This window comes from Pseudomonas sp. WS 5532, from assembly GCF_012985445.1.
GTDB lineage: Bacteria > Pseudomonadota > Gammaproteobacteria > Pseudomonadales > Pseudomonadaceae > Aquipseudomonas > Aquipseudomonas edaphica.
In genome coordinates this window covers 390,673-416,811 of record NZ_JAAQWK010000001.1, presented here as the reverse complement: position 1 = coordinate 416,811, position 26,139 = coordinate 390,673, and the positions used below count along the sequence as shown (strand labels likewise).

Sequence of the window (26,139 nt, the reverse complement as noted above, 5' to 3'; positions counted from 1 at the left end):
TGAGCCGTTTTCCACACCTCGCGTGACAGAGAAGGAAAGCCCCCTTGATCCTTCCTTCTCAGGACCGCACGTCATGCCCCAGCAGCCGACCCCTCTCGCCCGCACCTTGCGCCAACTGTTACTGGGCGCCAGCCTCAGTTTTACCGTACTGCCTCAGGTGGTGGCGGCCGAGGCCAAGCCGTATCACATCGCACCGGCCTCGCTGGAAGCGGCGCTGAATCAATTTGGTCGCGAAGCTGGCGTGCTGATTTCGTTCGGTTCGCAAGTCACGGCCGGCCTGCAGAGCCGTGGTTTGTCGGGCAATTACAGCGCCGACGAAGGCCTGCAAAAACTGCTGGAAGGCACCGGCCTGCAAGCCCGCGCCGAGGGAGACAAGGCCTATAGCCTGCAACCGGCCAGTGCGCCTGCGACCGTGGAGCTGCAAACCTCCAGCGTGGTCGGCGACTGGCTGGGTGACGCCGCGCAAACCAATGTGTTCGAGCACCCTGGCGCCCGTGATGTGATCCGCCGCGAAGAGTTCGAACGCCAAGGCGCCACCCAGGCCCGCGATGTGCTCAACCGCATCCCCGGCGTCAACGCCCCGGAAAACAACGGCACCGGCAGCCATGACATGGCGCTTAACTTTGGTATTCGTGGCCTCAACCCGCGCCTGGCCTCGCGCTCCACCGTGTTGATGGACGGCATTCCGGTGCCGTTCGCGCCCTATGGCCAGCCGCAGTTGTCCTTCGCGCCGATCAGCATGGGCAACATGGACGCCGTAGACGTGGTTCGCGGTGGCGGTGCCGTGCGCTACGGCCCGCAGAACGTCGGCGGCATCGTCAACTTCGTGACCCGTGCAATCCCGGATACGCCGACCGTCAAAGGCGGTTTGCAGACCGAGACCAGCCCGTCCTCCAGCCATGACGGCTTCAAGACCACCGGTAACCTGCTGGCTGGCGGCACTGCCGACAACGGCCTGGGTGGCGCAATCCTGTACTCCGGCACCCGTGGCGGCGACTGGCGCGAAAACAGCAACACGCGCATCGACGACCTGATCCTCAAGGGCAAATACCAGCTGGATGACGCCAACAGCTTCAACGCCATGGCGCAGTACTACGAAGGCCAGGCCGATATGCCCGGCGGCTTGAACGTCAAGGACTACAAGGCGGACCCGTACCAGTCCACCCGCCCCTACGACAAGTTCTGGGGCCGCCGCACGATGTTCAACGCCGGTTACCGTTACCAGGAAGACCGCCGCGAATTCACTGCCAACACCTTCTTCACCACCACCTTGCGTAATGGCTACCTGGACCAGGGCAACTTCCTCTCGTTGTCCCCGCGCGAATACTGGGTACGTGGCCTGGAAACGCGCTTCGCCCAAGGCTTCGATCTTGGCCCTACCAGCCATGAAGTGGGCGTCGGCTACCGCTACATCAGCGAGGCCGGCCATGAGATGCGCTACCGCACGCCGATCAGCGCCAACCAGCAACTGCCCAACACCAACAGCCGCAACGACCGCGACACCCGTGGCGCCACCGAAGCCAACGCGTTCTTCATCGACGACCGCATTGACATCGGCAAGTGGACCATCACCCCGGGCGTGCGCTACGAGATGATCGAGTCCCAGCAGACCAACAACTTGAGCAACGTCAAATACAAAGGCGACTACAACACCGCGCTGCCGGCGTTGAACGTGCTCTATCACCTCACCGAAGACTGGAACCTCTACGCCAACACCGAAGGTTCGTTCGGCAGCGTGCAATACAGCCAGATGCCCAACCGCGTGAGCAGCGGCGAAGTGAAACCGGAAAAAGCCCGCACCTGGGAACTCGGCACGCGCTACGACAACGGCAGCCTGCGTGCGGAAATCGGCGCGTTCCTGATCAACTTCGACAACCAGTACGACAGCAACCAGACCAACGATACGGTGATCGCCCGTGGCGAAACGCGCCACCAGGGCATCGAGTCGAGCATCAACTACGCCCTCGACGGCTTGAGCCCGGCGCTCGCGGGCTTTGACGTGTACGCCACCTACGCCTATGTGGACGCGACCATCCGCGAAGACGGCCCGAACAAAGGCAACCGCGTGCCCTTCTCGTCCAAGCACAAAGGCACGCTGGGCGTGGGTTACACCGAAGGCCGCTGGAAGCTCAATGTCGACAGCAGCTACCAGAGCAGCCAGTTCGCCGACAACGCCAACACCCAGGCCGAAACTGCCGACGGCGCCAACGGGCGTATCCCCGGCTACATGCTGTTCAGCAGCCGCGCAGCGTATGACTTCGGCCCGCAACTGTCGGACTTGAACGTGGCGGTCGGAGTGAAAAACATCTTCAACAAGCAGTACTTCACGCGCTCGTTCGACGACAACAACAAAGGCAAATATGTAGGCGAGCCGCGCACGGTGTACGTGCAGACCTCCATCGCGTTTTAGGTACCGGCGAGGCTGCGAAGGCGGCGGCACTGGCGAAACATAAGCTGCCTGACCCACCGCTTTCGCAGCCTCGCTAAAGCTCGACAGCTCCCACAGGGGATCGGCTGTGTTGGTTAGATCTCAGTTCGTAGGGCCATCGCGTCATACACAAATCTCGCCAGCGACAAAGATCCAATGTGGGAGCTGTCGAGCCCCAGCGAGGCTGCGAAGGCGGCGGCACTGGCGAAACATAAGCTGCCTGACCCACCGCTTTCGCAGCCTCGCTAAAGCTCGACAGCTCCCACAGGGGATCGGCATTGTCGTTTAGATCTGCATTGGCCGACTCTAACTGCCTACCAGGCAACTCGGGGTGCCGGCCACCAAGGCGTCGATGGCGCAGCGCGTCTTGGCTGGCATGTGTGCGGCCGTCGGCCAGATCACGTGGATTGGCGCAGGCTGGTCGCGGTGGCTTGGCAGTACCGCTTCCAGTTGCCCGCGCAGCACGTAATGCGCAATCAACCAGCTCGGCAACCAGGCCAGGCCCACGCCCGCAATCGCGGCATCGGCCACGGCCTGGAGGTCGTCGAGCATCAACAGCGAAGGCACACCGGGGCGCTGCGAGGTATTGCAACGGTAGGCAATGCCTCGGTGGGCGGCGAGGTCATCGATAGAGTCGATAGGCCCGACCCGCTGCAAATAGGCCGGTGAAGCCGCCAGGCCAACCGATTGTTCGCCCAGGCGACGTGCACTCAGGCGGTCAGTGTCCGGCAGCGGACCAATACGCACGGCCACGTCGAAGCCTTCCTGTGCGAGATCGATCAGCCGGTCAGAAAACGAAATCTCGATCTCCAACGCCGGGTAACGATCCATCAACCCCCACAACGCCGGCGCCGCGTAATGATGACCGAAAGCCAAAGGCAAGCTCGCCCTTAAACGCCCGCGTGGCTGTTGCCGGCCGCTCTCCAACACCGATTCGGCAGCTTCCAGCTCTGCCAGCGCACGCAAACAATGTTCGTAGTACGCCTGCCCATCCTCAGTCAGACGCTGGCGGCGGGTGGAGCGCTGCAACAGGCGAGTGCCCAAGCGCGCTTCGAGGCGCGCCAGGCCTTTACCCACGGCCGAACGCGTAAGGTTCAGTCGTTCGGCAGCCTCGGTCAGGTTGCCGCTCTCGACGACTTGCAGAAAGAGCTCAACACCATCAAAACGCGGAGTGGCCATGCTTAATTGTCGCCCTTAATTCCCTTATCAAAGGAAAACTTATCACGAATAAAGAATTCTGCTCCCGCGAGAATAGCGCTCTCCCCCAAGCAAAAGGAATATCCCATGCCGCCCGCCGCCGCCGTATCCGCCGTCAGTGCCCCGCGCACCGCCAGAGATGGCCTGGCACTCACCGCCGTGTGCCTTGTGGCATTGATGTTCGGCCTGGAGATCTCCAGCGTGCCGGTCATCCTGCCAACCCTGGAACAGCAGTTGGGCACCGGTTTTCAGGATGCGCAATGGATCATGAACGCCTACACCCTGGCCTGCACCAGCGTCTTGATGGCCGCCGGCACCCTGGCCGACCGCTTTGGACGGCGGCGCATGCTGGTGTTGTGCCTGTGGCTGTTTGGATTGGCTTCGCTGGCCTGCGGGCTGGCCAATGAGGCTTCCACACTGATCGCTGCACGCTTCGTGCAAGGCATAGGCGCCGGGGCGATGATGATCTGCCAGTTCGCCATTCTGTCGCACCAGTTCCGCGAACCGGCGGCACGCGCGCGGGCCTTCGCGGTATGGGGCGTGATCGCGGGCGTGGGCCTGGGCTTCGGGCCGATGGTCGGCGCGTTGATTCTGGCAGTCGCGGATTGGCGCTGGGTGTTCCTGGTGCATGTGCCGCTCACGCTGCTGACCTTGCTGCTGCTGCGCATCAGTGTGCAGGAATCCCGCGACCCGGCCGGCCATCGGCTGGATATCGCCGGCATGCTGACCTTGACGCTGTCGGTGTTCGCCCTGGTGTATTTCATTACTCAGGGCAGCGAAAACGGCTTCGGCAGCCCGGCGATGCTTGGCTGGGCCGGTTTGTCGCTGGTCGGGCTGCTGCTGTTCATCGTGGTTGAGCGACGCAGCGCGCACCCGATGTTCGATTTTTCGGTGTTGCGCATCCCGCGCTTCAACGGCGCGCTGATGGGGTCGATCGGCATGAATTTCAGTTTCTGGCCCTTCATGATCTACCTGCCGCTCTACTTCCAGGCGGGCCTGGGCTACGACACGCTGACCACCGGCGCGGCCTTGCTGGCCTACACGCTGCCGACCTTGCTGGTGCCGCCGCTGGCTGAACGCCTGGCCCTGCGCTTCGGCGCCGAACGTATTATCCCGCTGGGCCTGGGTTTGATGGGCGCAGGTTTTATCGCCATGGCGGCGATCAATGCGGCGCAGCAACCGAGTATCGTCTTAGTGCTGTTGAGCTGTGTGTTAGCAGGCGTGGGACTGGCGCTGACCAACTCACCTACCACCAACACCACCACCGGAGCCGTCTCGGCCGACCGCGCAGGCATGGCCTCGGGTATCGACCTCAGCGCGCGGCTGATCACGCTGGCGCTGAACATCGCCTTGATGGGGCTGGTGCTGTTGCTGGGCATCGGCCATCACCTTTCCAGCCTGCTGCCTGCCACCACGGCGTTGGATTGGCCCACCATCAGCCAGAACATTGCAGCAGGCAAGCTGGATATAGCAGGACTGGAACCTGCGCAAGCCCAGGCCGCGCTGCGCCATGGCGCCGGCTGGGCCATGCTCTTTGCCGGCCTCGGTGCTTGCGGATTGGCAGGCTTGAGCCGGTACTTCTTCCAGCAGCGCCGCTAAACGAAAACGGGCCTGCAGATGCAGGCCCGTTTATTGGGGTTGAAAAAACACTCAGCTATCAGCTGTTAAGCGCAGCCTGTTCGTTTTCCAGAAATTCCTCTTCCAGCTCGGCCTCGTCAGCCTTGGTATCAGGCAGGCTCTGCCCTGCGGCGCGTGGTTTGCCGCGCAGTTTGCCGTACAGATGTTCCAGCGCATGCTCAAGCTTGGTGGCGGCGCCATCGATCGCCTGTTCCAGCGTATCGGCCTTATGCAGGACCGACAGTGGTTGATGGCCCTTTGGCCGTGCTTCCAGACGGCAACTCAGATCGTGGGGGCCGGGCTTATCGCCGTTTTCATCTTTCAGATAGACCTCAACGCGGGTCAGGTCTTCCTCATAACGTTCGAGCGTGCTCTCAATGGTAGTACGTACCCACTCCTCCAGTCGGATGCTGCTTTCAATATGGTTATCGCTATTGACTTGGATTTGCATAGTTCTTCCCTTATTTCAGCTAGCTCGCGAGAGGTCACAACTGCGACACCGGGGTGGTGAAACCATGACCTCTTGATTACACAATTGAGCAGTCAGAAGAACATTTCAACCCCTTTGCAAAGATAAATCCCACATTACAAATTAACCCTGACGACGAGCAAAAACGCTGTTAGGGTGGGGAGTTGGTTACATCTTCTTACGCTCAGCGAACCTTACAATTGCCCCTCTCCCAACGGGTGCAATCCGCGAAAAATCCCTGCTTCCTCTACCAGCCAGTCATGCACCGCACGCACGCCCGGGTGGCTCAACGCGCCCGGTGCATACAGCAGCACATAACGTTTGTGGTTGGGCACAGCCAGGCCAAAGGGCACGATCAAGGTGCCGCGCTCCAGCTCATCGTTGAGCAAGGTACGCCGCGCAATCGCAACGCCCATACCCGCGATAGCCGCCTCGATGGTCAGGTGGTTGCGGTTGAAGGTGTGGCCGCGCCGCACGTCGGCGTCGTGGTAGCCGATAGCATTCAGGTAAAACTCCCACTCGGCGTATTCATAACTCCCACGCCACGCGGTGATGTCGTGCAACAGCGGGAAATGCACCAGGTCCGCCGGGCCATGCAGCGGCGGCCTCCCGCGCAGCAGGCTCGGCGCGCACACCGGAAAGATCTGTTCATCGAGCAGGGCTGTGGATAACAGGCCGGGGTAGCTGCCGTCGTTCAAATCGATGGCCAGGTCGAAGTCGCCCTCGTGCAGGGCGATGCTGCTGTCTTCGGCGACCATGCGCAGTTGGATGTCCGGGAAGCGCTGCTGCAGACGCGGCAAACGTGGGGTCAGCCATTTGCCGAGAAACGACGGGATTGAACGCAATCGCAACGTACCGCTGATCATCCCCGCGTCCAGCCGCTGCAACTCCGCATCGATGCTGCCGTAAGCCTCGCCCACCGTCGCCGCCAGCCTCTGCCCTTCGGCACTCAACTCCACGCCACGGGCGCGCCGATGAAACAGCCGAAAGCCCAGGCGCTCTTCCAACTGGCGAATTTGCTGGCTCACCGCCCCCGGCGTGATGTGCAGTTCTTCGGCGCAGCGGGTGAACGACAAATGCCGCGCGGCGCAAGAAAACACGTGCAGCCAGACATAGGTCTGGCCATGGAGAGGGCGAGTCATAGCGTTTAGTCCTGCTAAAGGGTGTCTTAGGATAATTCGTTGGTCAGTGCCGATCCAGAGGCTCAGTATCGCGCCAATTCCGCCTGCTCTACAAAACATGGCAGCGATTTCTACTCCATTGCTTGTAAGGCTTTAGCATGGCTATCAGTGTTTTCGATCTATTCAAAGTGGGCATCGGCCCGTCCAGCTCCCATACCGTCGGCCCGATGCGCGCAGCGGCGACCTTCGCCCAAGCCCTGACCGACCAGCATTTGCTCAGTGAAACGCGACGTATCGAAGTGCGCCTGTACGGTTCGCTGTCCGCCACTGGCGTGGGCCATGCCACCGACCGCGCCACCGTGATGGGGCTGATGGGCGAATGGCCAGACAAGGTCGACCCCACCTCGATCAATGCGCGTATTCAGCAATTGCGCGAATCCGGCCGATTGCTGCTCGCAGGCTCGCAGGACATTGCCTTCAACTGGCACACCGACCTCCTGCTGCTCGACGAGAGCCTGCCCTACCATCCCAACGCCATGTCCCTGCACGCCTATGGCGAAAACGGCCTGCTGAGTGAACAAACCTATTATTCGGTAGGCGGCGGTTTCATCATCGAAGCGGCTGAAGCAGCCTCGGGCATCGCGCCTACCAGCGATGTTGAATTGCCCTACGACTTTTCCAGCGCCGTCGAACTGCTGGGCTTGTGCAACAAGCACGGCCTGCGGGTTTCCGAGCTGATGATGGCCAATGAACGCGCGTGGCGCAGCGATGAAGAAATCCGCAGTGGCCTGCTGCATATCTGGTCGGTGATGCGCGAGTGCGTGGAGCAAGGCCTGCGCGATGAAGGCATCTTGCCAGGCGGCCTGGACGTGCCGCGCCGGGCGGCGAAATTGCACCGCAGCCTGTTGGAAATCGGCAAACCAAACGTGATCACTTCCACCTTGTCGGCCATGGAATGGGTCAACCTGTTCGCCCTCGCCGTCAACGAAGAAAACGCCGCCGGTGGGCGCATGGTCACCGCGCCGACCAATGGCGCAGCAGGGATCATCCCGGCCGTGCTGCATTACTACATGAAGTTCAACGCCGATGCGTCGGATGACGATGTGGTCAATTTCTTCCTGGCAGCCGCTGCCGTGGGCATTCTCTGCAAGAAGAACGCTTCGATCTCCGGTGCCGAAGTCGGCTGCCAGGGCGAAGTCGGCTCGGCCTGCGCCATGGCCGCTGCCGGCTTGGCCGACATCCTCGGCGCCACACCGGAGCAATTGGAAAACGCTGCCGAAATCGGCCTGGAACACAACCTCGGCCTGACCTGCGACCCGGTCGGCGGCCTGGTGCAAGTGCCGTGCATCGAGCGCAACGCCATCGCGGCGGTCAAGGCGATCAACGCCACGCAAATGGCTCTGCGCGGTGACGGCAAACACTTTATTTCCCTGGACCGGGTAATCCGCACCATGCGCGATACCGGCGCCGATATGCATGACAAATACAAAGAAACTTCACAGGGCGGCCTGGCGGTCAGCTGGGTGGAGTGCTGATCGGAGCACTTCTACCCGCCCCCTACGTGAGCCCGCGCAAAAATAATAACGAGGCAATATCGATGACTGATGTACGTACACCTGCCGCTGAAAACCCTGCTGTTGCTGTAGATAACGTTTTAGATAACACCGTAACCACCGGCTGGACCAAACACGACACCACCTGGATGCTCGGCCTCTACGGCACGGCCATTGGCGCGGGCACCTTGTTCCTGCCGATCAACGCCGGCGTTGGCGGTTTCTGGCCGCTGATCGTGCTGGCGTTGCTGGCCTTCCCCATGACCTTCTTTGCTCACCGTGGGCTGACGCGCTTTGTGCTGTCGGGCAAATCCGGTGATATCACCGAAGTGGTCGAAGAACACTTCGGCGTGGGCGCGGGCAAGTTGATCACGCTGCTGTACTTTTTCGCGATTTTCCCGATCCTGCTGGTGTACAGCGTGGCGCTGACCAACACCCTCAGCAGCTTCATGGAACACCAACTGCACATGGCCCCGCCGCCTCGGGCGATTCTGTCGCTGGTGTTGATCCTCGGCCTGATGGCCATTGTGCGCTGCGGCCAGGGCGTGATCGTCAAAGCCATGAGCGTGCTGGTTTACCCCTTCGTCGCCGCCCTGCTGTTGCTGGCCGTGAGCCTGATCCCCAACTGGAACGGCGCGTTCTTCGCTTCCGCCAGCGAAGGCATGCCGCTGCCGCTGTTCTTCAAGACCCTGTGGCTGGCGATCCCGGTGATGGTGTTCTCCTTCAACCATTCGCCGATCATTTCCGCCTTTGCCGTTGACCAGAAGCGCGTCTACGGCCCACAAGCCGAACGCAAAAGCAGCGGCATCCTCGCCACCGCCCACGGCATGATGGTGCTGACGGTGATGTTCTTCTGCTTCAGCTGCGTACTGGCCCTGTCGCCGGCTGACCTGGCGGCTGCCAAGGCGCAGAACATTTCGATCCTGTCGTACCTCGCCAACCACTTCCAGACGCCAGTGATTGCTTACGCCGCGCCGTTGATCGCGCTGGTGGCCATCACCAAGTCCTTTCTCGGCCACTACATCGGCGCCAGCGAAGGCTTCCAGGGTTTGATCGTCAAATCCCTGCGTGGGCGCAACCGCTCGATGTCGTCCAAAGGGCTGGAACGCTGCACCGCACTGTTCATGGTCCTGACCTGCTGGGCCGTGGCGACCTTCAACCCGAGCATCCTGGGCATGATCGAAACCCTGGGCGGGCCGATCATCGCGTGCCTGTTGTTCCTGATGCCAATGTACGCGATCCGCCGCGTGCCATCTCTGCGCCAGTATTCGGGTCAGGTGTCGAATGTGTTTGTGGTGCTGATCGGGTTGATTGCGCTGTCTGCGATCGTTTTTTCGGTTTTGCCCTGAAATCGAACACAACCCACACCCCCTGTGGGAGCGGGCTTGCCCGCGATAACGGTCTGTCAGTCAGAAATTATTTAGCTGATACACCGCAATCGCGGGCAAGCCCGCTCCAACAGGGGTCAGGCGCAGTCAGGCAAGTCGCTATACGGCACGCCCCTTGCTCTACAGCTACCGAGGCAAACGGACCTTGTGAAACCTCAGCGACGGAGTGGCCGGTGGTCAGGCAACGCGAACTAAACCAGACACCGGTCGTCAATGACTGCATGTTCTTATCAGGCGGTAACGCACCATGGACAATCCTTTTCAGATCATCACTGACACCTTCACGCCCACCTACCGCGTCAACCTGAGCATCCAACGGCTCGACGGCAGCATCATGCTCACCCTCTCGGACGAGACGGGCGTGGTGGCCAAACGCATGATCAGCGCCGAACAACGCAACGACCCAGAGCGGCTCAAGCGCCTGGTGCAAAGCATTCAGTTCGGCATCGCCATCGAGCAGGGTCACAGCGCCATGGAGATTCTGGCGGTGATGACGGATGGCGACAGCCACAAATTATTGCAGCCGCCGCCCGCCCGCACCCTGCCCTTCAGCGTCGGGCTTTAAAGCTCGCCTTTCTCGGTTTCCAGGCTCGCCTCGCCCTTGCGACGCGGGCCTTCGACCTTCACCGACGGGAACGCCGACGAGGCATAGCGCACCACCAGAATCGAGAACGCCAGCAACAGAATGCCGCCACACAGGTAGATGATGCCGATGTCCGGCGGGTTGTGGTGCGACACGTTGGAGATCAGCAGGCGCGTCAGCGCGGTGATTGCCACGTAGATCAGGAAGCGCACGGGCATGTGGTTGGTCTTGAAATAAATCCCGACCATTGCGCCCAATTCCAGGTAGATGAACAGCAGCAAGATATCATCGATCTTGATGTGCCCCGTCTCCAGCATCCCCAGAAACTCCATCACCGCCGCCCAGGCCGTCACCGCACCAATGGCGAACAACGCCAGGTAGTGGAACGTCTCGACAAACAGATTGCCCAGCGACTCGGCCAGCCCATGGACTTGCTGACGCAGCTTTTCGGCCCAGTTAATTTTCACGATGAAGCTTCCTTAGGTCGATTCGACCGGATATTGCGGGTTAGACGTGACGGTTGTTCTGCATGCAGAAAAAAGGCCAGCGGCAGGTATAAGATGATGGCGGGGTGACATGAGGCACTGCAAACCCCTATTTACCGGCTACATTAAAAAACTGCTACCCAAACCTCGTGGTTTGGCTTACCCTTTTTACTGTATATGAATACAGTAGTCGCATAAGACAACTATCGTGAAGGCATGTGAGGTGGTGAATGGCCGTCGAAGTGGTATACCGCAGCAGCCGAGATCTGGAGCGTTTGTTCATGGATAAAGCCGAAGCTGATCGTCATGACAAGATGCTTGAACTCGCTGAGTTGCTGGCAGAAGTGTTGCAAAAAGCCGTGCCGTCCCTGAGCGAGCAGCAGGTGGAGGAAGCCGGGATCTACATGGCGAAGAATCGCGATGTGTTTGCCAAGGCGTTCAAGAGCCAGCCGGATGCATTGTCCGAGTTGCTGAACCCGGTGGCAGAGTAAAGCCCGAATTGAACAGGCCCTGAATCATTGATTCAGGGCCTTTTTAATGCCTGGATTATTTGTAGAGCAGGCGCTCGGCCAGTTCATCGGCCACCCGTGCAGGGGAGCGTTTTTCGGCCTGGGCGTGGGCAAAGATCTCGGTGAGGCGTGTGCCGATATTTGACAGGTGCGCGGTGATACCTGGCAGCTCGGTGCCGGCGTGTTTGAGGGCGACGTAGATCAGGCCGCCGGAGTTGATCACGTAGTCCGGGGCGTAGAGGATGCCGCGTCCCTCTAACTGGTCGGCGATGTCCAGGTTGCTCAGTTGCGCGCTGGCGGAGCCCGCCACGGCAGCGCAGCGCAATTGGCCGACCGTGTGGCGGTTGAACACCGCGCCCACACCGCACGGCGCCAGGATGTCACAGGGTGTGCTGAGCAACGCATCGTTGGCGATAGGGTGTGCGCCCAACTGCTCCATGGCCAATTGCACCTTGCCGTGATCGATGTCGCTGACCAACAGTTCGGCGCCCGCCGCGTGCAGCTGTTCGGCCAGGGCATAACCGACATTGCCCAGGCCCTGGATCGCGACGCGCAAACCTTCGAGGTTATCGCTGCCCAGGCGCGCCATGGCAGTGGTGCGGATGCCGGTGAACACGCCCATGGCGGCATGCGGTGCCGGGTCGCCGGCGGCTGTGGTGCTGGTGACAAAACGGGTGTGTTGGGCGATGCAGTCCATGTCGGCAACGCTGGTGCCGCTGTCGATCGAGGTCACAAAACGGCCGTCGAGTTTTTCAATGCAACGGCCAAACGCTTCAAACAGCGCGGCGCGGCTTTCCACGTGCACGGGGCGGATAATCACCGCCGTGCCACCGCCCACCGGCAAGCCGGCCAGGGCGGCTTTGTAGCTCATGCCTTGGGCCAGGCGCGCGGCATCGGCTACGGCACTTTCATCGTCGGGGTAAGCAAGATAACGGCAACCGCCCAAGGCAGGGCCGAGGCGGCTGTTGTGGATGGCGATGACGGCCTTCAACCCGGTGACCGGGTCGATGCTCAGGTGCAGCGATTCAAGGCGGGTGCTGTGCATAAGCGCAAACATCGTCAGGCTCCCGAATCACTTCTGGTAGAGGCCCCAGTATAGGCTTGCGGTAGAAAACTGCTGAATCACGCTGGAATAAGCCGCCAGGTTTCGTAGGCATCACGACATAAGCACGCAGGACATTTCTTAAGTTACTGGACGAAAATTCACAGCAAGGCTAAAACGTGGGCATCCGCCGGAGAATGCAATGAATCCCCGCAAAGCCTTTTTCGCCTGCCTGGACCGCTCACCGCCTTCGCTGTTTGAAGCCGCGTTGTGGATGGCGGCTGAACACGATCCGAGCGTGCAACCCGTGCTGATCCTGCAAGACCTGACCTTGCTGCAACAACAGGTCAGCGTCGGTATGCCCATGCTGCCAGCGGATGAGCTCGGCCAGCCGTTGCTGCGGCGCATGAATGACTTGGGGTTTGCCCAGGATGACTCCACACCGCTGCGCCCCGCCGCCGCGCTGCTCGACAAGGTACTGCAACGCAAACGCGGCCAGCCCTTGGCCATGGGCCTGATCGCGCTGGAGCTGGCGCGGCGCCTGGATATCCCCATGGTGGGGGTTAATTTCCCGGGCCATTTCCTGCTGCGAGTGCCCGGTGCCGACCACCTCTTGGACCCCTGCGGCGGCCGGCGCCTGTACCCCAACGACTGCCGCGAGCTGTTGCACCGCCAGTACGGGCCAAACCTCAAGTTGCAGGCCGAGCACCTGCTCACCGCCGAACCGCGCGCGATACTGCAACGGTTGTCACGTAACCTGCGCCAACTGCACCTGGCCAATGACCACCCGCTGTCGGCCCTGATTGATGCCGAGCGCGTGCTGGAGTTGGGCAACGCCAGCGCTGCGGATTACCTGGCGCGGGCCAGCCTTTACCAGCGCCTGGACTGCCCGAGCGCCGAGCGCTTTGACCTCGAACACGCACTGCTGCTCAGCGAAGACCCGATCCAGCGCCTGCGCCTGACCGAGCGGCTGGGGCATTTGCCGCCCAACACCGTGGTGCATTGCACCGCAGCAGCCCCAAGACAGTCACCGCATTTCTCCAGACACACCGCAGTGGCAGGTTTTGGGGCCGCTTCGCAGCCCAACGCGGGGCAAGCCCGCTCGCCACAACAAGCCAGCTCCCACATTTGATCTGCGTTGAATCAATGATTGGCCGGCGCCTTGAGAATATCGCTGTGCAACGGGCCCTGCGGCGCGTTGGAGCCAGGCGAGCGCACTTGAATGATCAGCAGCGCCGCAATCACCGCCGGAATCGCGCAGAAGAAGAAAATCTGCTCCACCGGAATATGCATCGCCAGCAACATGCTGCCAAACAACGGCCCCAGGATTGAACCAAAGCGCCCCACGCCCAACGCCCAGCCGGTGCCGGTAGCACGCACATGCGCCGGATAGAAGTTGCTGGCGAAGGCGTTGAGGGTCAGTTGCCCACCAATAATGCAGAAGCCGGCCGCGAACACGCAGGCCACTAGATAACGCGGGTTGTCATGGTTCAGCCCGAGCAAAATCGTGCACACCGCAGCCGCCGCCAGCACGCCGGATAGCAGCCGCACTTTGCTTTTCAGGCGGTCGGCAAACCAGGCCATGCCGATGGCGCCCAAAGTGCCGGCAAACAGGAACATCGAGGTCACAAGGTTTGCTTGCTTCAACGTCAGGCCGCTTTCCAGCAACAGCGTCGGCAGCCAGCTGATCATGAAATACAGCAGGATCAGGCTGACAAAAAAGGTGGCCCAAATCAGCATGGTCGGACGTGCATAGCCGTTGCGAAACAGCTCCACCACCGTGAGTTTGCTGCCCTGCTCCTGAAGATTCTCTGCCTCGCTCGCCAGCGGCGGCTGCCAGTCGGGCAGCATGCGCGCCGTAACCTTTTGCAGTCGCGCATACGGCGGCGCATCCCGCAGCAAACGCGGCAAGGATTCCGGCAGCAACCACACCAGGAAGGGGAACAGCAGCAACGGCGTCACCCCGCCTGCCAGAAACACCGCCTGCCAGCCGTAGCCTTCGATAAAACCTGCGGCTACAAACCCACCCGCCGCGCCACCGAACGAGAAGCCGCAGGCGGCCAGGGTCACCATCAAGGTACGCATGCGCGGCGGGGAATATTCCGACATCAACGCCATGGCGCTGGGCATCGCGCCGCCCATGCCAATGCCGCAGATAAACCGCGCGGCCATCAGTGTGGTCAGGGAGTTGGCGAACACCATCAGCACGGTGAGGCTCGCGTAGATCAGCACGCAGGCGAGCAGGATACGGCGCACACCAAAGCGGTCGGCCAGCGGCGTTACCAATAACGAACCTAGGGTCAGGCCCAACAGGTTGGCGCTGAATACCGGGCCGAACGCGGCTTTTTCCAGCCCCCAATCCTTGGCCAATGCCGGCACTACGTAACCCAGCACCTGGGCGTCATAGCCGTCGGTTACCAGCAGCAACGCCAGCAACAGGAGAATCAACCACTGGTAGCGCGACACCGGACGGGCGTCGAGTGCCGCGCGAAAGCTGGCAATCTGATTGTGCATCGCAAGGTACCTGTTATTTTTATAAGGATGACGCGGATCAAACTGTGGGAGCTGGCTTGCCTGCGATGACGGTGTGTCAGCCAGCGAATGATCAACTGATAGACCGCTATCGCAGGCAAGCCAGCTCCCACATTGATTTAGGGTGTGTCGGGTTGGTTGGCCGGATGCGCTTGCACAAATGCCGGATGCTGCGCCGCCAGCGCCGCCACGCGTCCAATGCGTGGGTACGCGCCCAACGGCACCTTGAAGCGCTCAGCCGCGTACAACTGCGGGATCAGAAACGCATCCGCCATCCCCGGCTGGTCACCAAAACAAAAGCCTTCATCCCCAATCAACTGCTCCACCGCGCCCAGGCCCTGGCTGATCCAATGCCCGATCCACTCGAGCACTTGCGCCTCGTCATGCCCCCATTTACGCAGCAGGTTTTGCGTGCTGGAGTTGTGCAGCGGATGTATATCGCAGCCAATGATCGACGCCACCGCGCGTTCATGGGCGCGGGTCGCCAAGTCCTTGGAGAGTAGCGGCGCCTGTGGATAACACTCTTCCAGGTACTCAATGATTGCCGGTGATTGAATCAACAGTTCACCCTCATCGGTACGCAGCGCCGGCACGCGGCCCTGCGGGTTAATCGCCAGGTATTCGGGCTGGCGATTTGCACCACCCGGAGGCACCAGCAGGTTCACCGGCACGGCGGTAAAGTCCAGCCCCTTGAGTGCCAGGGCGATACGCACCCGGTACGACGCCGTAGAACGGTAGTAGGTATAGAGTTCCATCGCCCTGCCCTCTTAGCGTGCTGCGATCACAGTGCCACGGCATTCGCCGAAACCGATGGAGGCAAACCCCTCACGGCTGCAACGGGCGCGCAGGATGATTTCGTCACCATCTTCAAGGAACTTGCGCACCTCGCCGGAGGCCAGTTCAATCGGCTTTTTGCCGCCTTCGGTAATTTCCAGCAGGCTGCCGAACTGCCCCGGCTGCGGCCCGGACAAAGTGCCCGAACCAAACAGGTCACCGGCCTGCAACTGGCAGCCATTGACGCTGTGGTGAGCAACCATTTGCGCTACGGTCCAGTACATGTGCTGGGTGTTGCTCAGGGTCAGGCGGTGTTCCGGCAAGTTTTGCTCGCGCATCGCGGCGGTGGTCAGCAGCACTTCCAGTTCGATGTCGAAACCGCCAGCGGCCTGGTCACGCGTGTCCAGCAGGTAAGGCAGCGGCTGCGGGTCACCTTCGGGGCGTGCCGGTTGGGCCTTGCGGAACGGCTCCAGCGCTTCGGCGGTGACCACCCACGGCGAGATGCTGGTGATGAAGCTTTTCGACAGGAACGGGCCGAGCGGCTGGTATTCCCAGGCCTGGATGTCCCGCGCCGACCAGTCGTTGAGCAGGCAGAAACCGGCGATATGCTCGGCGGCGTCGCCAATGGCAATCGAGTCGCCCATGGCATTGCCCTGGCCGATCCAGATGCCCAGTTCCAACTCATAATCCAGGCGCGCGCACGGGCCGAAGGTGGGCTCGGTTTGGCCGGCCGGAAGCGTCTGGCCTTTAGGCCGACGTACGTCCGTGCCCGAGGGGCGAATGGTCGAGGCGCGGCCGTGATAGCCAATCGGCACGTACTTGTAGTTGGGCAGCAAAGGGTTGTCGGGACGGAACAGTTTGCCGACGTTTTGCGCGTGTTCGATGCCCACATAAAAGTCGGTGTAATCACTGATTTTTGCCGGCAGATGCATCTGGCAATCAGCCGCGCGGTGCAGCACCTGCGCCTCACGGGTGTGCAGCTTGCTGCCTTCGGCGAGTAGCTCCAGCAGGCGCTCGCGCAAGGCTACGCGCGGGCCACGGCCGAGTTCAAAAAACGCGTTCAGTTGACCACCGGCAGTGGCTTCAACGGCACGCCGTGCTTCACCTTCGAACTCATCCAGCGCGGCGTGCAGGTCGAGAATCGAATCGCCAATCGCCACGCCACTGCGCGGCGCCGAGCCATTGATGCTGAACACGCCCAGCGGCAGGTTCTGCAAGGGGAAATCGCGGTGGCCGTTGGCGGAGGCTACCCAGCTGCGGGTAAAGGTTGGCTGAGTCATCGGTTATCTCCGGTTCGGGTTGAAGGTGGCGGGCAGCGAGGCCCAGCACGCGTCGTAGGAAGGTTGCAGTTGTGGGCACTCAAGGGCGAACTGTGTCGGGCGCAGCACCTGGCTGGTCTCAAACATGAAGGCCATGGTGTTATCGATCTTGTGCGGCGCCAGGTCCACGTTGATGGCTTTGGTGCAGGTCTCGCCGTCCGGGCCATGGGCGCTCATGCAGCTGTGCAGCGACGCGCCACCCGGCAGGAAACCCTCGGCCTTGGCGTCGTAGGCGCCCTGGATCAGGCCCATGTATTCGTTCATCAGGTTGCGATGGAACCACGGCGGACGGAAGGTGTTCTCGGCCACCATCCAGCGCGGCGGGAAGATCACGAAGTCGAGGTTGGCCAAGCCGTGCACACTGGTGGGCGAGGTTAATACGGTAAAAATCGACGGGTCCGGGTGATCGAAACTCACCGTGCCGAGGGTGTTGAAGCGGCGCAGGTCGTACTTGTACGGCACGTTATTGCCGTGCCAGGCGACTACGTTCAACGGCGAATGGTCCAGTTCGCAGGCCCAGAGTTCGCCGAGGAATTTCTGCACCAGCGTGGTCGGCTTTTTGCTGTCTTCGTAGTGCGCAACCGGCGTGAGGAAGTCACGCGGGTTAGCCAGGCCGTTACTGCCGATCGGCCCAAGGTCTGGCAGGCGCAGTGGCGCACCATGGTTTTCCGCGACATAGCCGCGAGCCTGCGCATCCAACAGTTCGATGCGAAATTTCAAACCACGGGGCAGCACCACGATTTCCAGTGGCTCAACGTTCAGCACCCCCAATTCGGTGGCGATACGCAGACGGCCCTGCTCGGGGACGATCAACAGTTCGCCATCGGCGTTGAAGAACACCCGCTCCATGGAACGGTTGGCGCGGTAGTTGTAGATGCTGATGCCTGAGGGTTTTTCCGACCCGGAGTTAGCGACCATGCCTACAAGGCCGTCGACAAAGTCGGTCGGCTCACTTGGACTATCCAGCGGGTTCCAGCGCAAGCGATTCGGCGTCACCGCGCCCAACGGCCCACCGGCCAATTGCCGTTCCAGCTTGATAAACGCCGGGTGGTTGGCTGATGGCTGAATGCGGTACAGCCAAGTGCGGCGGGCTTCGCTGCGCGCCATGGTAAAGGCGGTGCCGGAGAACAGTTCGGTGTACAGGCCGTAGGGGGCTTTTTGCGGGGAGTTCTGGCCGACGGGCAGCGCGCCGGGCAGGGCTTCGCTGGCGAATTCATTGCCGAAGCCCGACAGGTATTCGAGGTTCATGGATCATCCTCTGTGCGGAAGTTGTTTTTATCGTAATCCAGTTACGCATAACGTAATTTGATCACTATCGACCGTCAAGCTATAAAGACGCCCATTCATCTCTCGGATTCTCGCCCTTCCATGGAAAAGCCCCGCGACACCGGTAAACAGAAAGTCCGCTCGGCCGAAGTGGGCACCGATATCCTCAAGGCGCTGGCCGAGCTGTCCCCGGCCACTTCGCTGTCGCGCCTGGCCGACCATGTGCAGATGCCGGCGAGCAAGGTCCACCGCTATTTGCAGGCATTGATCGCCTCGGGCTTCGCCGAGCAGAACGCCGCCACCAACCATTACGGCTTGGGTCGCGAGGCCTTGCGCGTGGGCTTGGCAGCGCTGGGCAGCATGGATGTGTTGAAAGTCGGCGCAATGCCGCTGGCAGAACTGCGTGACGAATTGAATGAAACCTGCTTTTTGGCGGTGTGGGGCAACCAGGGTGCGACCGTGGTGCAGATCGAGCCGGCGGTGCGCGCCGTCACCGTGGTGACGCAGCTGGGTTCGGTGCTGCCGCTGCTCAGCTCGTCCACCGGGCTGGTGTTCAGCGCCTATTTACCGTCGCGGGAAACCGTGGAATTGCGCGAACGCGAGATTCAGGCCGGGACTGCCCATGCCCTGGCGGACGACGAGGCTTACGCCAGCGCCTGCGAACAGATCCGCAGCCGTGGCCTGCACTTTGTGCATGGTTTGCTGATGCCCGGCGTGGATGCGTTGTCGGCGCCGGTGTTCAATGCGGTCGGGCACGTCGCGGCGGTGATGACCGTGGTCGGCCCCACCTCACTGTTCCATGCCGATGAAGACGGCCCGGCGGCGCAGCACTTGCTGGCGGCGACTCGGGCCGTAAGTTGGCGCATGGGCTATCAGCCCTGAATCACTCGTCCCAGCCTGACAAAGCCAGCGCCACGCGGTTTTCCACGGCTTTGACCTGCGCGCCACCCACCACGTAGTTGTTGCTCAGCATCGAGAACACCAGCTTGCGCCCCTTGCTATCGGTGATGTAACCGCTCAAGGACGACACGCCGCCCATGGAGCCGGTCTTGGCATGCAGGTTGTTCTCGGCCGGTGTGCCGCGCAGGCGATACCGCAGGCTGCCGCCGGTCATGCGGTCGGTGTTGCCGGCAATCGGCAACGCGTTGTACCAGGCGTTGAACCACGGCTGTTTACTCGCGGCCAGCAGCAGGTCGGTGAGGTTTTGCGACGACACCAGGTTACGCCGCGACAGCCCCGAACCATCGACCTGGCTCAATGTCGCCGTATCCAGCCCCTGGCGCTTGAGAAACCCGGCCACCGCCACCGCACCCGCCGCCGCCGTGCCACTGTTGGCTGTCTGGCGGCCCATCGCCTTGAGCAAGGCTTCGGACATGTTGTTGTTCGAAAGTTTGAGCAGCGGCGTAATCAATTCCTGCAACGGCGCCGACTTGTGCTCGGCCAGTACCGTCACCGCAACCGGGCTGGCACCGCCCATCACTCGACGGCCAAGCACCGTGATGCCTTGCTGCGCCAGCGCTTGCTCGAACAGGTTGGCCACCAGTTGCGTTGGCTCCCAGACACTCACCAGTTGCTCGCTCTGTCGCCCCGGCGCCACGGCCCCACTGAGCTGCAGCAGGTTGGTGCCATGGCGACGGTTGACCCCGTAGGTGTTGCCCGGCCCGCTGACCGCGCGGTTGCTCAGTTGCAGGTAGTTGGTTGGCGGGAAGATGTCGACACTCACAGGCTGCCCGGCCCGCGCTGGCGCCTTGGCGGTGACCAGCACGCTGCCAGCATCGAAATCGGTATTGGGCGACACGGTCAGCGCCGAAATCTGTGCGCCGTAGTAGGTGGTTTCATCGTCATGGGACCAGTCGACACCCAGCCGCTCGGCGTCAAACCAGGTGTCGTCAAACACCAGGTCGCCCTGCACCTGACGCACGCCCTGGCTGGCCAATTGCGCCGCCAACGCCTGGTAATCGGCGAACTGAATGGTCGGGTCACCCAGGCCGCGCAGGTACAGGTTGCCGGTCAAGCGGTCGCCCTGGCGAATGCCGTTGCTCAGCAGTTGCGTGGCGAAACGGTACTGCGGCCCAAGCACATCCATGGCCGCGGCCGTGGTCAGCAGTTTGAGGTTGGAAGCCGGCACCAGCCGCGTGCGCGGGTTGTGCTGATACAGCGTGGCGCCACTGTTGGCGTCCCGCACCATCAGCGAGACCGAGGCGCCGTGCAGCGCCGGGTCGGCCAGCAACTGGTCGAGGCTGTGCCCGGTGGCCGTCTTCGAAGGCGTGGCGCAACCGCCCAGTAACAAACTCAAGCCCACCAGCATCGCGCTGGTGTGTATCCATCGACCCAACTGCATCAGTACCGTTTTCCCGCAAAGCCTTCAGTGGCGGCAACGCTACCAGCTCATTGCCGTTGTGGCGAGCGTGGCTGTTGTGGGATCGGGGCTGTTGTGGGAGCTGGGCTGTTGTGGCGAGCGGGCTTGCCCCGCGTTGGGCTGCGTAGCGGCCCCTAGTAAGCCCACCGCATTTTTTCAGGCTTCACGCTGTGCCAGGTTTTGGGGCCGCTACGCAGCCCAACGCGGGGCAAGCCCGCTCGCCACAACAAGCTCCCTCGCCACAGGAAGTCGCAGGTCTTAGAACTGCAGCGTGCTGGAAACCGACACCTGCCGCGCATCGCCGATGGACACGAACTGCGTGTTCACCGACGAGGTGTAGTAGGTGCGATCAAACAGGTTCTTCACGTTGAGCTGGAACTTGACTTTCTGCCCATCGATTTTGGTGTCGTAGCTGGCAAACGCATCGGCCACGGTGTAGCTCGGCAGTTCGAAGCTGTTGGCCGCGTCCCCGGCCCGCTCGCCTACGTAACGCGCACCGGCACCCACACGCAGTTGGTCACCCCACAAGAGGCTGCCGAAGTCATACACGGCCGACAACGAAGCGGTGTTTTTCGCAACGTTTTGCAAGCGATTGCCCTTAAGCGTCGGGTCTTCAGTCACCTCGGCATCGGTGTAGGCATAGCTGCCGATCAGGCTCCAGTTGTCGGTCAACTGGCCGCTGGCATCCAGCTCAAGGCCACGGGAACGCACTTTGCCCGCCACGCTGTAGACCGCTGCCAAACCGTCGCCGACCTGCACCAGCACGTTGCGTTTTTCGATATTGAACAGCGCCGCACTGGCGGTTATACGCCCCGGTATGTCGAGTTTGGTGCCCAGCTCCCAGGCTTTGGACTGCTCCGGTTCCAGGCTGCCATCCAATACGCTTTTGTTCGCCAACGGCGCGATGGTGGAGTTGGGTTTGAACGACTCGGTGTAGCTGCCATAGAACGACAATTGATCGGTGTAGCGATACACCAGGCCGGCACGCGGCACCCACTTCTGGCCGTTGCCATCGGTGTTGGCGGTGAACGGCACGCCTTTGCCGGCGTATTGGTCGTACATCTGGTAGCGCGCACCGCCGACCAGAATCCACTGGTCATTGAGGTGGATGGCGTCCTGGAAGAACAGCGAGTCGCTGCGCAGCAGGTCGGTCTGGTTGCTGTCCGGCGCGCTGACTTTGGTGCCCGCGACTTCGTTGCCGTACACCGGATCGTTATAGTTGAAGACACCACGCGGCGCCTGGCGAATCAGGTCGGCGCGGTAGATCTTGCGGTACTCGTCGTCGAGCCCGAACACCAGGTCGTGCTGCATGCCGCCGACATTGACCTTGCCTTCCAGGCTGGTGGTGGCGAAGCGGTCGGTGGTCAGCGCACCCTGGGTGCCGTCCATGCTGCGGGTCAGGGTGCCGTTGGTGTTGACCTTGACTACGCGCACCTGGCTGGCGTCGTAGGTCTCGCGGTTCCAGCTGTAGCCGAAGTGCGCTTTCCAGTCGTCGTTCAAGTCGTGGTCGACTTCCAGGCGATACAGGTCGGAGCGGCCTTGCATATTGTTGAACGGCTCATCCAGCCGACGGGTCGCAGGGATGTTCAACGGGTGGTTGGTCTTGGGGTCGATGGCGGTGCCACGGTCGAACGGCGAGAGGAATTCGCGGTGCTCATAGGCGAACACCACTTTGGTGGTGTCGCCGTACCAGGCCAGCGACGGCGCCACCAACGTTTCGCGGTGGGTGCCGAAGTTGCGCCAGTAATCTTCGTCTTCGTGGTCGACGATCAGGCGATAGGCCAGGCCGCTGTCACCAATCGGGCCGGTGGTGTCGAGGTTGCCGCCGCTGCCGTTCTTGCCGTCACCGAAGGTCGAGCCGCGCGCGGTCAACGAGGTGGACTGCACCAGCTCGGGCTTCTTGCTGACGATATTGACCACGCCGCCCGGGTCCTGGATGCCATACAGCAAAGACGACGGGCCTTTGAGCACTTCGACGCGCTCGGCGGTGGCGTTCAGCGCGCGGCCCTGCACCACGGGCATGCCGTCCTTCATGATCGAGCCGTTACGGTTGTCACCAAAACCGCGCAGCATCACCGCGTCCTGGGTGCTGCCGAGGGTGTTGGCCTGGGTGATGCCGCTGATATTGCCCAGGGCGTCATCCAGGTTGCGCGGCTGTTGGTCACGCAGCACTTGGGCCGGCACGACGTTGACGGTTTGCGGGGTTTCCAGCAGCAGGCCGTGGGAGCGCATCACCGAGCTGGTGGGCGGTGGCTGATAGCTGGTGGTGTCCTGGGCTTGGCTCGCGCCGCTGATGGTGGTGGCGCCCAGGTTGACTGCGCCGTCGGTGGGCACAGGCTCAAGCGCCAGAGTGCGGGCGTCGATCTGGCGGAAGGTAAAGCCTGAGTTGCCGAGCAGCCGTTGCAGGGCCTGGGTGGCGCTCATCTGCCCGCTGACAGCCGGGGCGCTAAGGCCATAGGGCGCTTCGTCGGTGTAGATCACGCTGATGCCGGTGACCCGGCTGAAATCGCTCAGCGCCTGGGGCAGCGGCTTGGCTGCCAGGGCAAAAGTGAACTGGGCGCTTTGTTGCTCCTGCGCCTGCGCAATCGCCAGAGGCAGCAACGCCAGGCCTGATGCCGCCAATACCGAGGCTCCCAGCCACTGTTTTACCCAACCGCCCGCCGTCGACTTCATGCTGTGATAACCCGTGTAGAAAACGCTGTTAATGCGAATAGCTCGCAGTTTCAAACACTACACGGATGGGCGGGCGATTTACCTCACTTTTGTTTGCAAATATTTTTATTTATTGCGCCTGAATGCGAAAGCCCATGCGTGGGAAGTGCACGTGAACAGTGCCAGCACGCTCGTCGGTACGGCGCAGGATCAGCTCTTCACGCCCGGCAAACAGCAGTTCACCCGCCACCGGGTCAGTGCCGTAGTCGGTTGCCGCAATGGTCACCTGCTGGCCGGGCTTGAAGCCGTTCAGGTCCTCGAACAGTGCTTCCGGCAAGGCCGCCGGCGCGGCATTGCGCGACACTTCCAGGGCTTGCTCGGCACTCATCTCGCTGAAAGTGCCATGCCCAAAGCCTAATACGCGGTCCAGCCAGGCAGCCACTGCCGGGTAGGCATCGACCAACGGCGCCGTCACCGACGAACCTTTGAGGAACCACAACGGGTGGGCCAGGGCAAAGTCGGCGATCGAGGGTTCACCGAACAGGAAGTCGCCGGCCTGGTGCTGCAATTGGTGCTCGATACGGCTGACAATTGCCGGCCATTGATGCTTGGCCTGCTCCAGCTGCACGCGGGTTGCCGTGCCACCGCTGAACAGTTTGGCGCGGTCCGCGACCAGCACCTGGATCATTTCCGGTGGCACCTTGGCAAATTTCACCGCCAGGGATTCCGGCTGGAACACCAGCGCCACGGCATGGGAGAACACCACCGAATCCGCCCAGGCGGCGAAGCCTTGGGTCACCAGTTCCAAGCCTTGGGGAAACAGTGCCGGCGCGGACTTTTCCTGCTCCAAACGGCGGGCGATCAAAGCCGTGTCGCAGTAGATATCGGCGCCGACCTGCAGCACCGGGGTCTTGCGATAGCCACCGGTCAGCGGCATCAGGTCAGGTTTGGGCATCACCGGCGCGATACGCACCGAGCGCCAGGACAAGCCCTTGAAGCCCAGCAACAGGCGGGCTTTTTCAGCAAAGGGCGATTGCGGGTAATGGTGCAGGATCAACTCAGGCATGCAGGTCTCCGCTCGATAGATGAACGGCTAGCTTAGCCTGCAAAGCCCTGCGTGGGGACGATGAGAACCTATCAATCAAATCAATGAGCCACTCGCCGCCAGGCATTCCTTGGCGCTCTTCTTCAACTTCTTGATCAGCCGCTCCTGACGCAGCGCCTCGCCCTTGGAAGCACACTGCTCGGTGTACACCAGCGCCACGGCCGGGCTGGACAGAAAAAACCGTGCGCCCTTGCCGCTCTGGTGGGAGGCAAAGCGGCGCACCGGGTCATTGCTGATGCCGCAATACAGCGAACCATTGGCGGCACGCACCAGGTAGACGAACCAGGGTTTGGGTTCAGGAAGTTCAGTCACGGGACGATTGCTGCAAACCAAAAGAACGCCAATCTTATCAACGACCGGCCTGAAATGCCTTCAAGCCTTTAAGCGCCTGGGCACGCACGGCGTTCTTCAATACCGGCGACCAGCCCAGCAACAAGCCCTTCAAGCCCAGCGCCTGGCGCGACCAACGCCACAGGTCGAAGTGGTCGTGGTGCTCGCAGATTTTGCCATCGCGAAACACAAACCGCGCACCGATATCGTTGACCACCGTATTGCCCGTGGCGCTGAACAGGTAGGTCGCCACCCAATGCGCACTGCCCGTGCTGTCATCACTGCGCACATGGTCGAAGGTCAGGGAGAAGTCCTTGGCCCGCGTGGTGAGCATGCGCCACATGTCCCCGGCGTCGCGCCCGCGCAACTCACCAAAGGCCGGGTCGCTGAACACCACGTCGTCGGTGTAGCAGGCGGCCATGGCTTCGGCGTCCAGGCGCTGGAAAGCACTGTAGAACTCGGTGATCAGGGCGTTATGGGCATCACTCATGGGCAGGCTCCGCAGGCGTCGAAAGAATAGCCGCACGATAAGCTGCCCACGCTGCGCTGGCTACTGACATTCGCCACGCAAATGATGAGCCTACGGCACCATCCCAACACTGCGAGCATAGGCGAACAGGTCAACATCGGTGGAAATACTCAGCCGTTGCATGGCCGTGCTTTTCTGCTTGCTGATCGTGGAAATACTGCGATTGACCTGTGCCGCGATCTCGCTGACGGTCATGCCGCTGGCCAGCATGCGCACCACCTCGCGCTCCTTGCCGGATAATTGCGGCTCCTGGGACTGATCGCCCGTGCCCGCCTCGACCATTTGCACCCGCAGGGATTCACTGGCGAACGTCTGGCCGGCACACACGGCCTTGATCGCCAGGGGCAGCTCCTTGGCCGAAGCACTTTTAGCCACCACTGCCTTGGCACCATGGGCGAAGGAAGCGCGCAGGGTGGCGACGCTGGCGAACATGGTCACCAGAATCACCGGCAACTTCGGATACTGGCGGTGCAGCAGGCTCAACAGCCCGTAGCCATCGGCCTGCTGACCGCCGGGCATGGCGAAGTCGGTGATGAGCAAGTCGCACGGCGTCGTACTTAACACGTCGAGCAATTGATCGGGTCCATCGGCCTCCGCGACCACTTTGCAGCGGCCATGCGCCTCAATCACGACTTTCTGCCCGATACGAACAATGGGGTGATCGTCAGCAATAATTACTCGAAGCATAAATTCCCACGAATGATGGCAACTTGAATCCGCGCAAAATACCCCCGCCGGCGCTCATCAACAACCGCTAACAAACAGCCGCTTACAGCCAACCCCAATGTTCACTCGTTCACATTTTTTTGCCTACATAACAACAGGAAAAAACCTACAGCCAAAACTAGATCGTCGGATTGCAAACGCTCAGTGAAAACACC

Annotated in this window: 22 protein-coding genes and 1 pseudogene; 8 read left to right on the top strand and 15 right to left on the bottom strand. The window is 61.6% G+C overall.

The annotated features are described in order from the left end of the window. Positions 1-73 precede the first annotated feature (73 nt). Positions 74-2,410 (top strand): TonB-dependent Fe(3+) dicitrate receptor FecA, encoded by a 2,337-nt coding sequence (fecA, locus tag HBO23_RS01965; protein WP_170036326.1) that lies wholly within the window; start codon positions 74-76, stop codon positions 2,408-2,410. A 324-nt stretch (positions 2,411-2,734) separates the two neighbouring features. On the opposite strand, the gene HBO23_RS01960 is transcribed toward fecA, so the two are convergent. Next, entirely contained in the window at positions 2,735-3,607 is an 873-nt protein-coding gene (locus HBO23_RS01960) for a LysR family transcriptional regulator (protein ID WP_170036324.1), read from the bottom strand. A 105-nt stretch (positions 3,608-3,712) separates the two neighbouring features. Here HBO23_RS01960 and HBO23_RS01955 point away from each other — a divergent pair, with 105 nt between their 5' ends. Further along, on the top strand, positions 3,713-5,224 hold the full coding sequence (locus HBO23_RS01955) for an MFS transporter (RefSeq protein WP_170036322.1): 1,512 nt from the start codon (positions 3,713-3,715) through the stop codon (positions 5,222-5,224). Between the two features lie 58 nt (positions 5,225-5,282). On the opposite strand, the gene HBO23_RS01950 is transcribed toward HBO23_RS01955, so the two are convergent. Both HBO23_RS01950 and HBO23_RS01945 read right to left on the bottom strand, forming a co-directional pair. Next, positions 5,283-5,693, bottom strand: a complete 411-nt coding sequence (locus tag HBO23_RS01950; RefSeq protein ID WP_017135168.1) for an HPF/RaiA family ribosome-associated protein — start codon at positions 5,691-5,693, stop codon at positions 5,283-5,285. A gap of 212 nt (positions 5,694-5,905) precedes the next feature. Continuing rightward, positions 5,906-6,853, bottom strand: coding sequence for a LysR substrate-binding domain-containing protein (locus tag HBO23_RS01945; RefSeq protein ID WP_017135169.1), 948 nt, complete (start codon positions 6,851-6,853; stop codon positions 5,906-5,908). A 137-nt stretch (positions 6,854-6,990) separates the two neighbouring features. Between HBO23_RS01945 and HBO23_RS01940 the strand changes: the two genes are divergently transcribed. The 3 genes from HBO23_RS01940 to HBO23_RS01930 all read left to right on the top strand — a co-directional run bounded on the left by HBO23_RS01940 (position 6,991) and on the right by HBO23_RS01930 (position 10,338). After that, a complete protein-coding gene (locus HBO23_RS01940) occupies positions 6,991-8,367 on the top strand; it encodes an L-serine ammonia-lyase (protein ID WP_170036320.1) in 1,377 nt (458 codons plus the stop codon). Between the two features lie 62 nt (positions 8,368-8,429). Beyond that, a complete protein-coding gene (locus tag HBO23_RS01935) occupies positions 8,430-9,734 on the top strand; it encodes a serine/threonine transporter (protein WP_017135170.1) in 1,305 nt (434 codons plus the stop codon). A 286-nt stretch (positions 9,735-10,020) separates the two neighbouring features. After that, positions 10,021-10,338 carry a DUF3509 domain-containing protein gene (locus tag HBO23_RS01930; RefSeq protein ID WP_058419385.1) on the top strand — a complete coding sequence of 106 codons (318 nt, stop codon included), beginning with the start codon at positions 10,021-10,023 and terminating at the stop codon, positions 10,336-10,338. Here the strand turns inward: HBO23_RS01930 and HBO23_RS01925 are convergent. Further along, the gene (locus HBO23_RS01925; protein WP_017135172.1) at positions 10,335-10,823 is read right to left on the bottom strand and encodes a phosphate-starvation-inducible PsiE family protein; all 489 of its coding nucleotides are present in this window, start codon (positions 10,821-10,823) and stop codon (positions 10,335-10,337) included. The two genes, HBO23_RS01930 and HBO23_RS01925, sit on opposite strands and share 4 nt — an antisense overlap. A 248-nt stretch (positions 10,824-11,071) precedes the next feature. On the opposite strand from HBO23_RS01925, the gene HBO23_RS01920 reads away from it, so the two are divergent. Further along, a complete protein-coding gene (locus tag HBO23_RS01920; protein ID WP_138451819.1) occupies positions 11,072-11,332 on the top strand; it encodes a YebG family protein in 261 nt (86 codons plus the stop codon). A gap of 55 nt (positions 11,333-11,387) precedes the next feature. Here HBO23_RS01920 and HBO23_RS01915 read toward each other — a convergent pair whose 3' ends face one another. Further along, on the bottom strand, positions 11,388-12,407 hold the full coding sequence (locus HBO23_RS01915) for a Glu/Leu/Phe/Val dehydrogenase dimerization domain-containing protein (protein ID WP_017135173.1): 1,020 nt from the start codon (positions 12,405-12,407) through the stop codon (positions 11,388-11,390). 187 nt (positions 12,408-12,594) lie between these two features. On the opposite strand from HBO23_RS01915, the pseudogene HBO23_RS01910 reads away from it, so the two are divergent. After that, positions 12,595-13,395: pseudogene (locus HBO23_RS01910) on the top strand (transglutaminase family protein); the annotation flags it as partial. Between the two features lie 140 nt (positions 13,396-13,535). Here HBO23_RS01910 and HBO23_RS01905 read toward each other — a convergent pair. The 4 genes from HBO23_RS01905 to hmgA all read right to left on the bottom strand — a co-directional run bounded on the left by HBO23_RS01905 (position 13,536) and on the right by hmgA (position 18,265). Then, positions 13,536-14,906 (bottom strand): aromatic acid/H+ symport family MFS transporter, encoded by a 1,371-nt coding sequence (locus tag HBO23_RS01905; protein WP_169986954.1) that lies wholly within the window; start codon positions 14,904-14,906, stop codon positions 13,536-13,538. A gap of 137 nt (positions 14,907-15,043) precedes the next feature. Continuing rightward, positions 15,044-15,679: a maleylacetoacetate isomerase gene (maiA, locus tag HBO23_RS01900; RefSeq protein ID WP_170036318.1), complete on the bottom strand. Its 636-nt coding sequence runs from the start codon at positions 15,677-15,679 to the stop codon at positions 15,044-15,046. 12 nt (positions 15,680-15,691) lie between these two features. After that, complete coding sequence (fahA, locus tag HBO23_RS01895) at positions 15,692-16,978, bottom strand: fumarylacetoacetase (RefSeq protein WP_170036316.1); 1,287 nt, start codon at positions 16,976-16,978, stop codon at positions 15,692-15,694. A 3-nt stretch (positions 16,979-16,981) separates the two neighbouring features. Further along, positions 16,982-18,265 (bottom strand): homogentisate 1,2-dioxygenase, encoded by a 1,284-nt coding sequence (hmgA, locus tag HBO23_RS01890; RefSeq protein ID WP_017135178.1) that lies wholly within the window; start codon positions 18,263-18,265, stop codon positions 16,982-16,984. A gap of 120 nt (positions 18,266-18,385) precedes the next feature. On the opposite strand from hmgA, the gene HBO23_RS01885 reads away from it, so the two are divergent. Beyond that, positions 18,386-19,165 carry an IclR family transcriptional regulator gene (locus HBO23_RS01885; RefSeq protein WP_017135179.1) on the top strand — a complete coding sequence of 260 codons (780 nt, stop codon included), beginning with the start codon at positions 18,386-18,388 and terminating at the stop codon, positions 19,163-19,165. A 1-nt stretch (position 19,166) separates the two neighbouring features. On the opposite strand, the gene dacB is transcribed toward HBO23_RS01885, so the two are convergent. The 6 genes from dacB to HBO23_RS01855 form a co-directional block, all read right to left on the bottom strand. Continuing rightward, positions 19,167-20,624 carry a D-alanyl-D-alanine carboxypeptidase/D-alanyl-D-alanine-endopeptidase gene (dacB, locus tag HBO23_RS01880; RefSeq protein ID WP_170036314.1) on the bottom strand — a complete coding sequence of 486 codons (1,458 nt, stop codon included), beginning with the start codon at positions 20,622-20,624 and terminating at the stop codon, positions 19,167-19,169. Between the two features lie 276 nt (positions 20,625-20,900). Next, on the bottom strand, positions 20,901-23,315 hold the full coding sequence (locus tag HBO23_RS01875) for a TonB-dependent receptor (protein ID WP_170036312.1): 2,415 nt from the start codon (positions 23,313-23,315) through the stop codon (positions 20,901-20,903). A gap of 109 nt (positions 23,316-23,424) precedes the next feature. Then, the gene (locus HBO23_RS01870) at positions 23,425-24,360 is read right to left on the bottom strand and encodes a glutathione S-transferase family protein (protein WP_170036310.1); all 936 of its coding nucleotides are present in this window, start codon (positions 24,358-24,360) and stop codon (positions 23,425-23,427) included. Positions 24,361-24,435: 75 nt separating this feature from the next. Continuing rightward, positions 24,436-24,711, bottom strand: coding sequence for a GIY-YIG nuclease family protein (locus HBO23_RS01865; RefSeq protein ID WP_017135182.1), 276 nt, complete (start codon positions 24,709-24,711; stop codon positions 24,436-24,438). A 37-nt stretch (positions 24,712-24,748) separates the two neighbouring features. Further along, positions 24,749-25,219 carry a nuclear transport factor 2 family protein gene (locus HBO23_RS01860; RefSeq protein WP_169986952.1) on the bottom strand — a complete coding sequence of 157 codons (471 nt, stop codon included), beginning with the start codon at positions 25,217-25,219 and terminating at the stop codon, positions 24,749-24,751. A gap of 90 nt (positions 25,220-25,309) precedes the next feature. After that, complete coding sequence (locus HBO23_RS01855) at positions 25,310-25,945, bottom strand: response regulator transcription factor (protein WP_017135183.1); 636 nt, start codon at positions 25,943-25,945, stop codon at positions 25,310-25,312. Positions 25,946-26,139 lie beyond the last annotated feature (194 nt).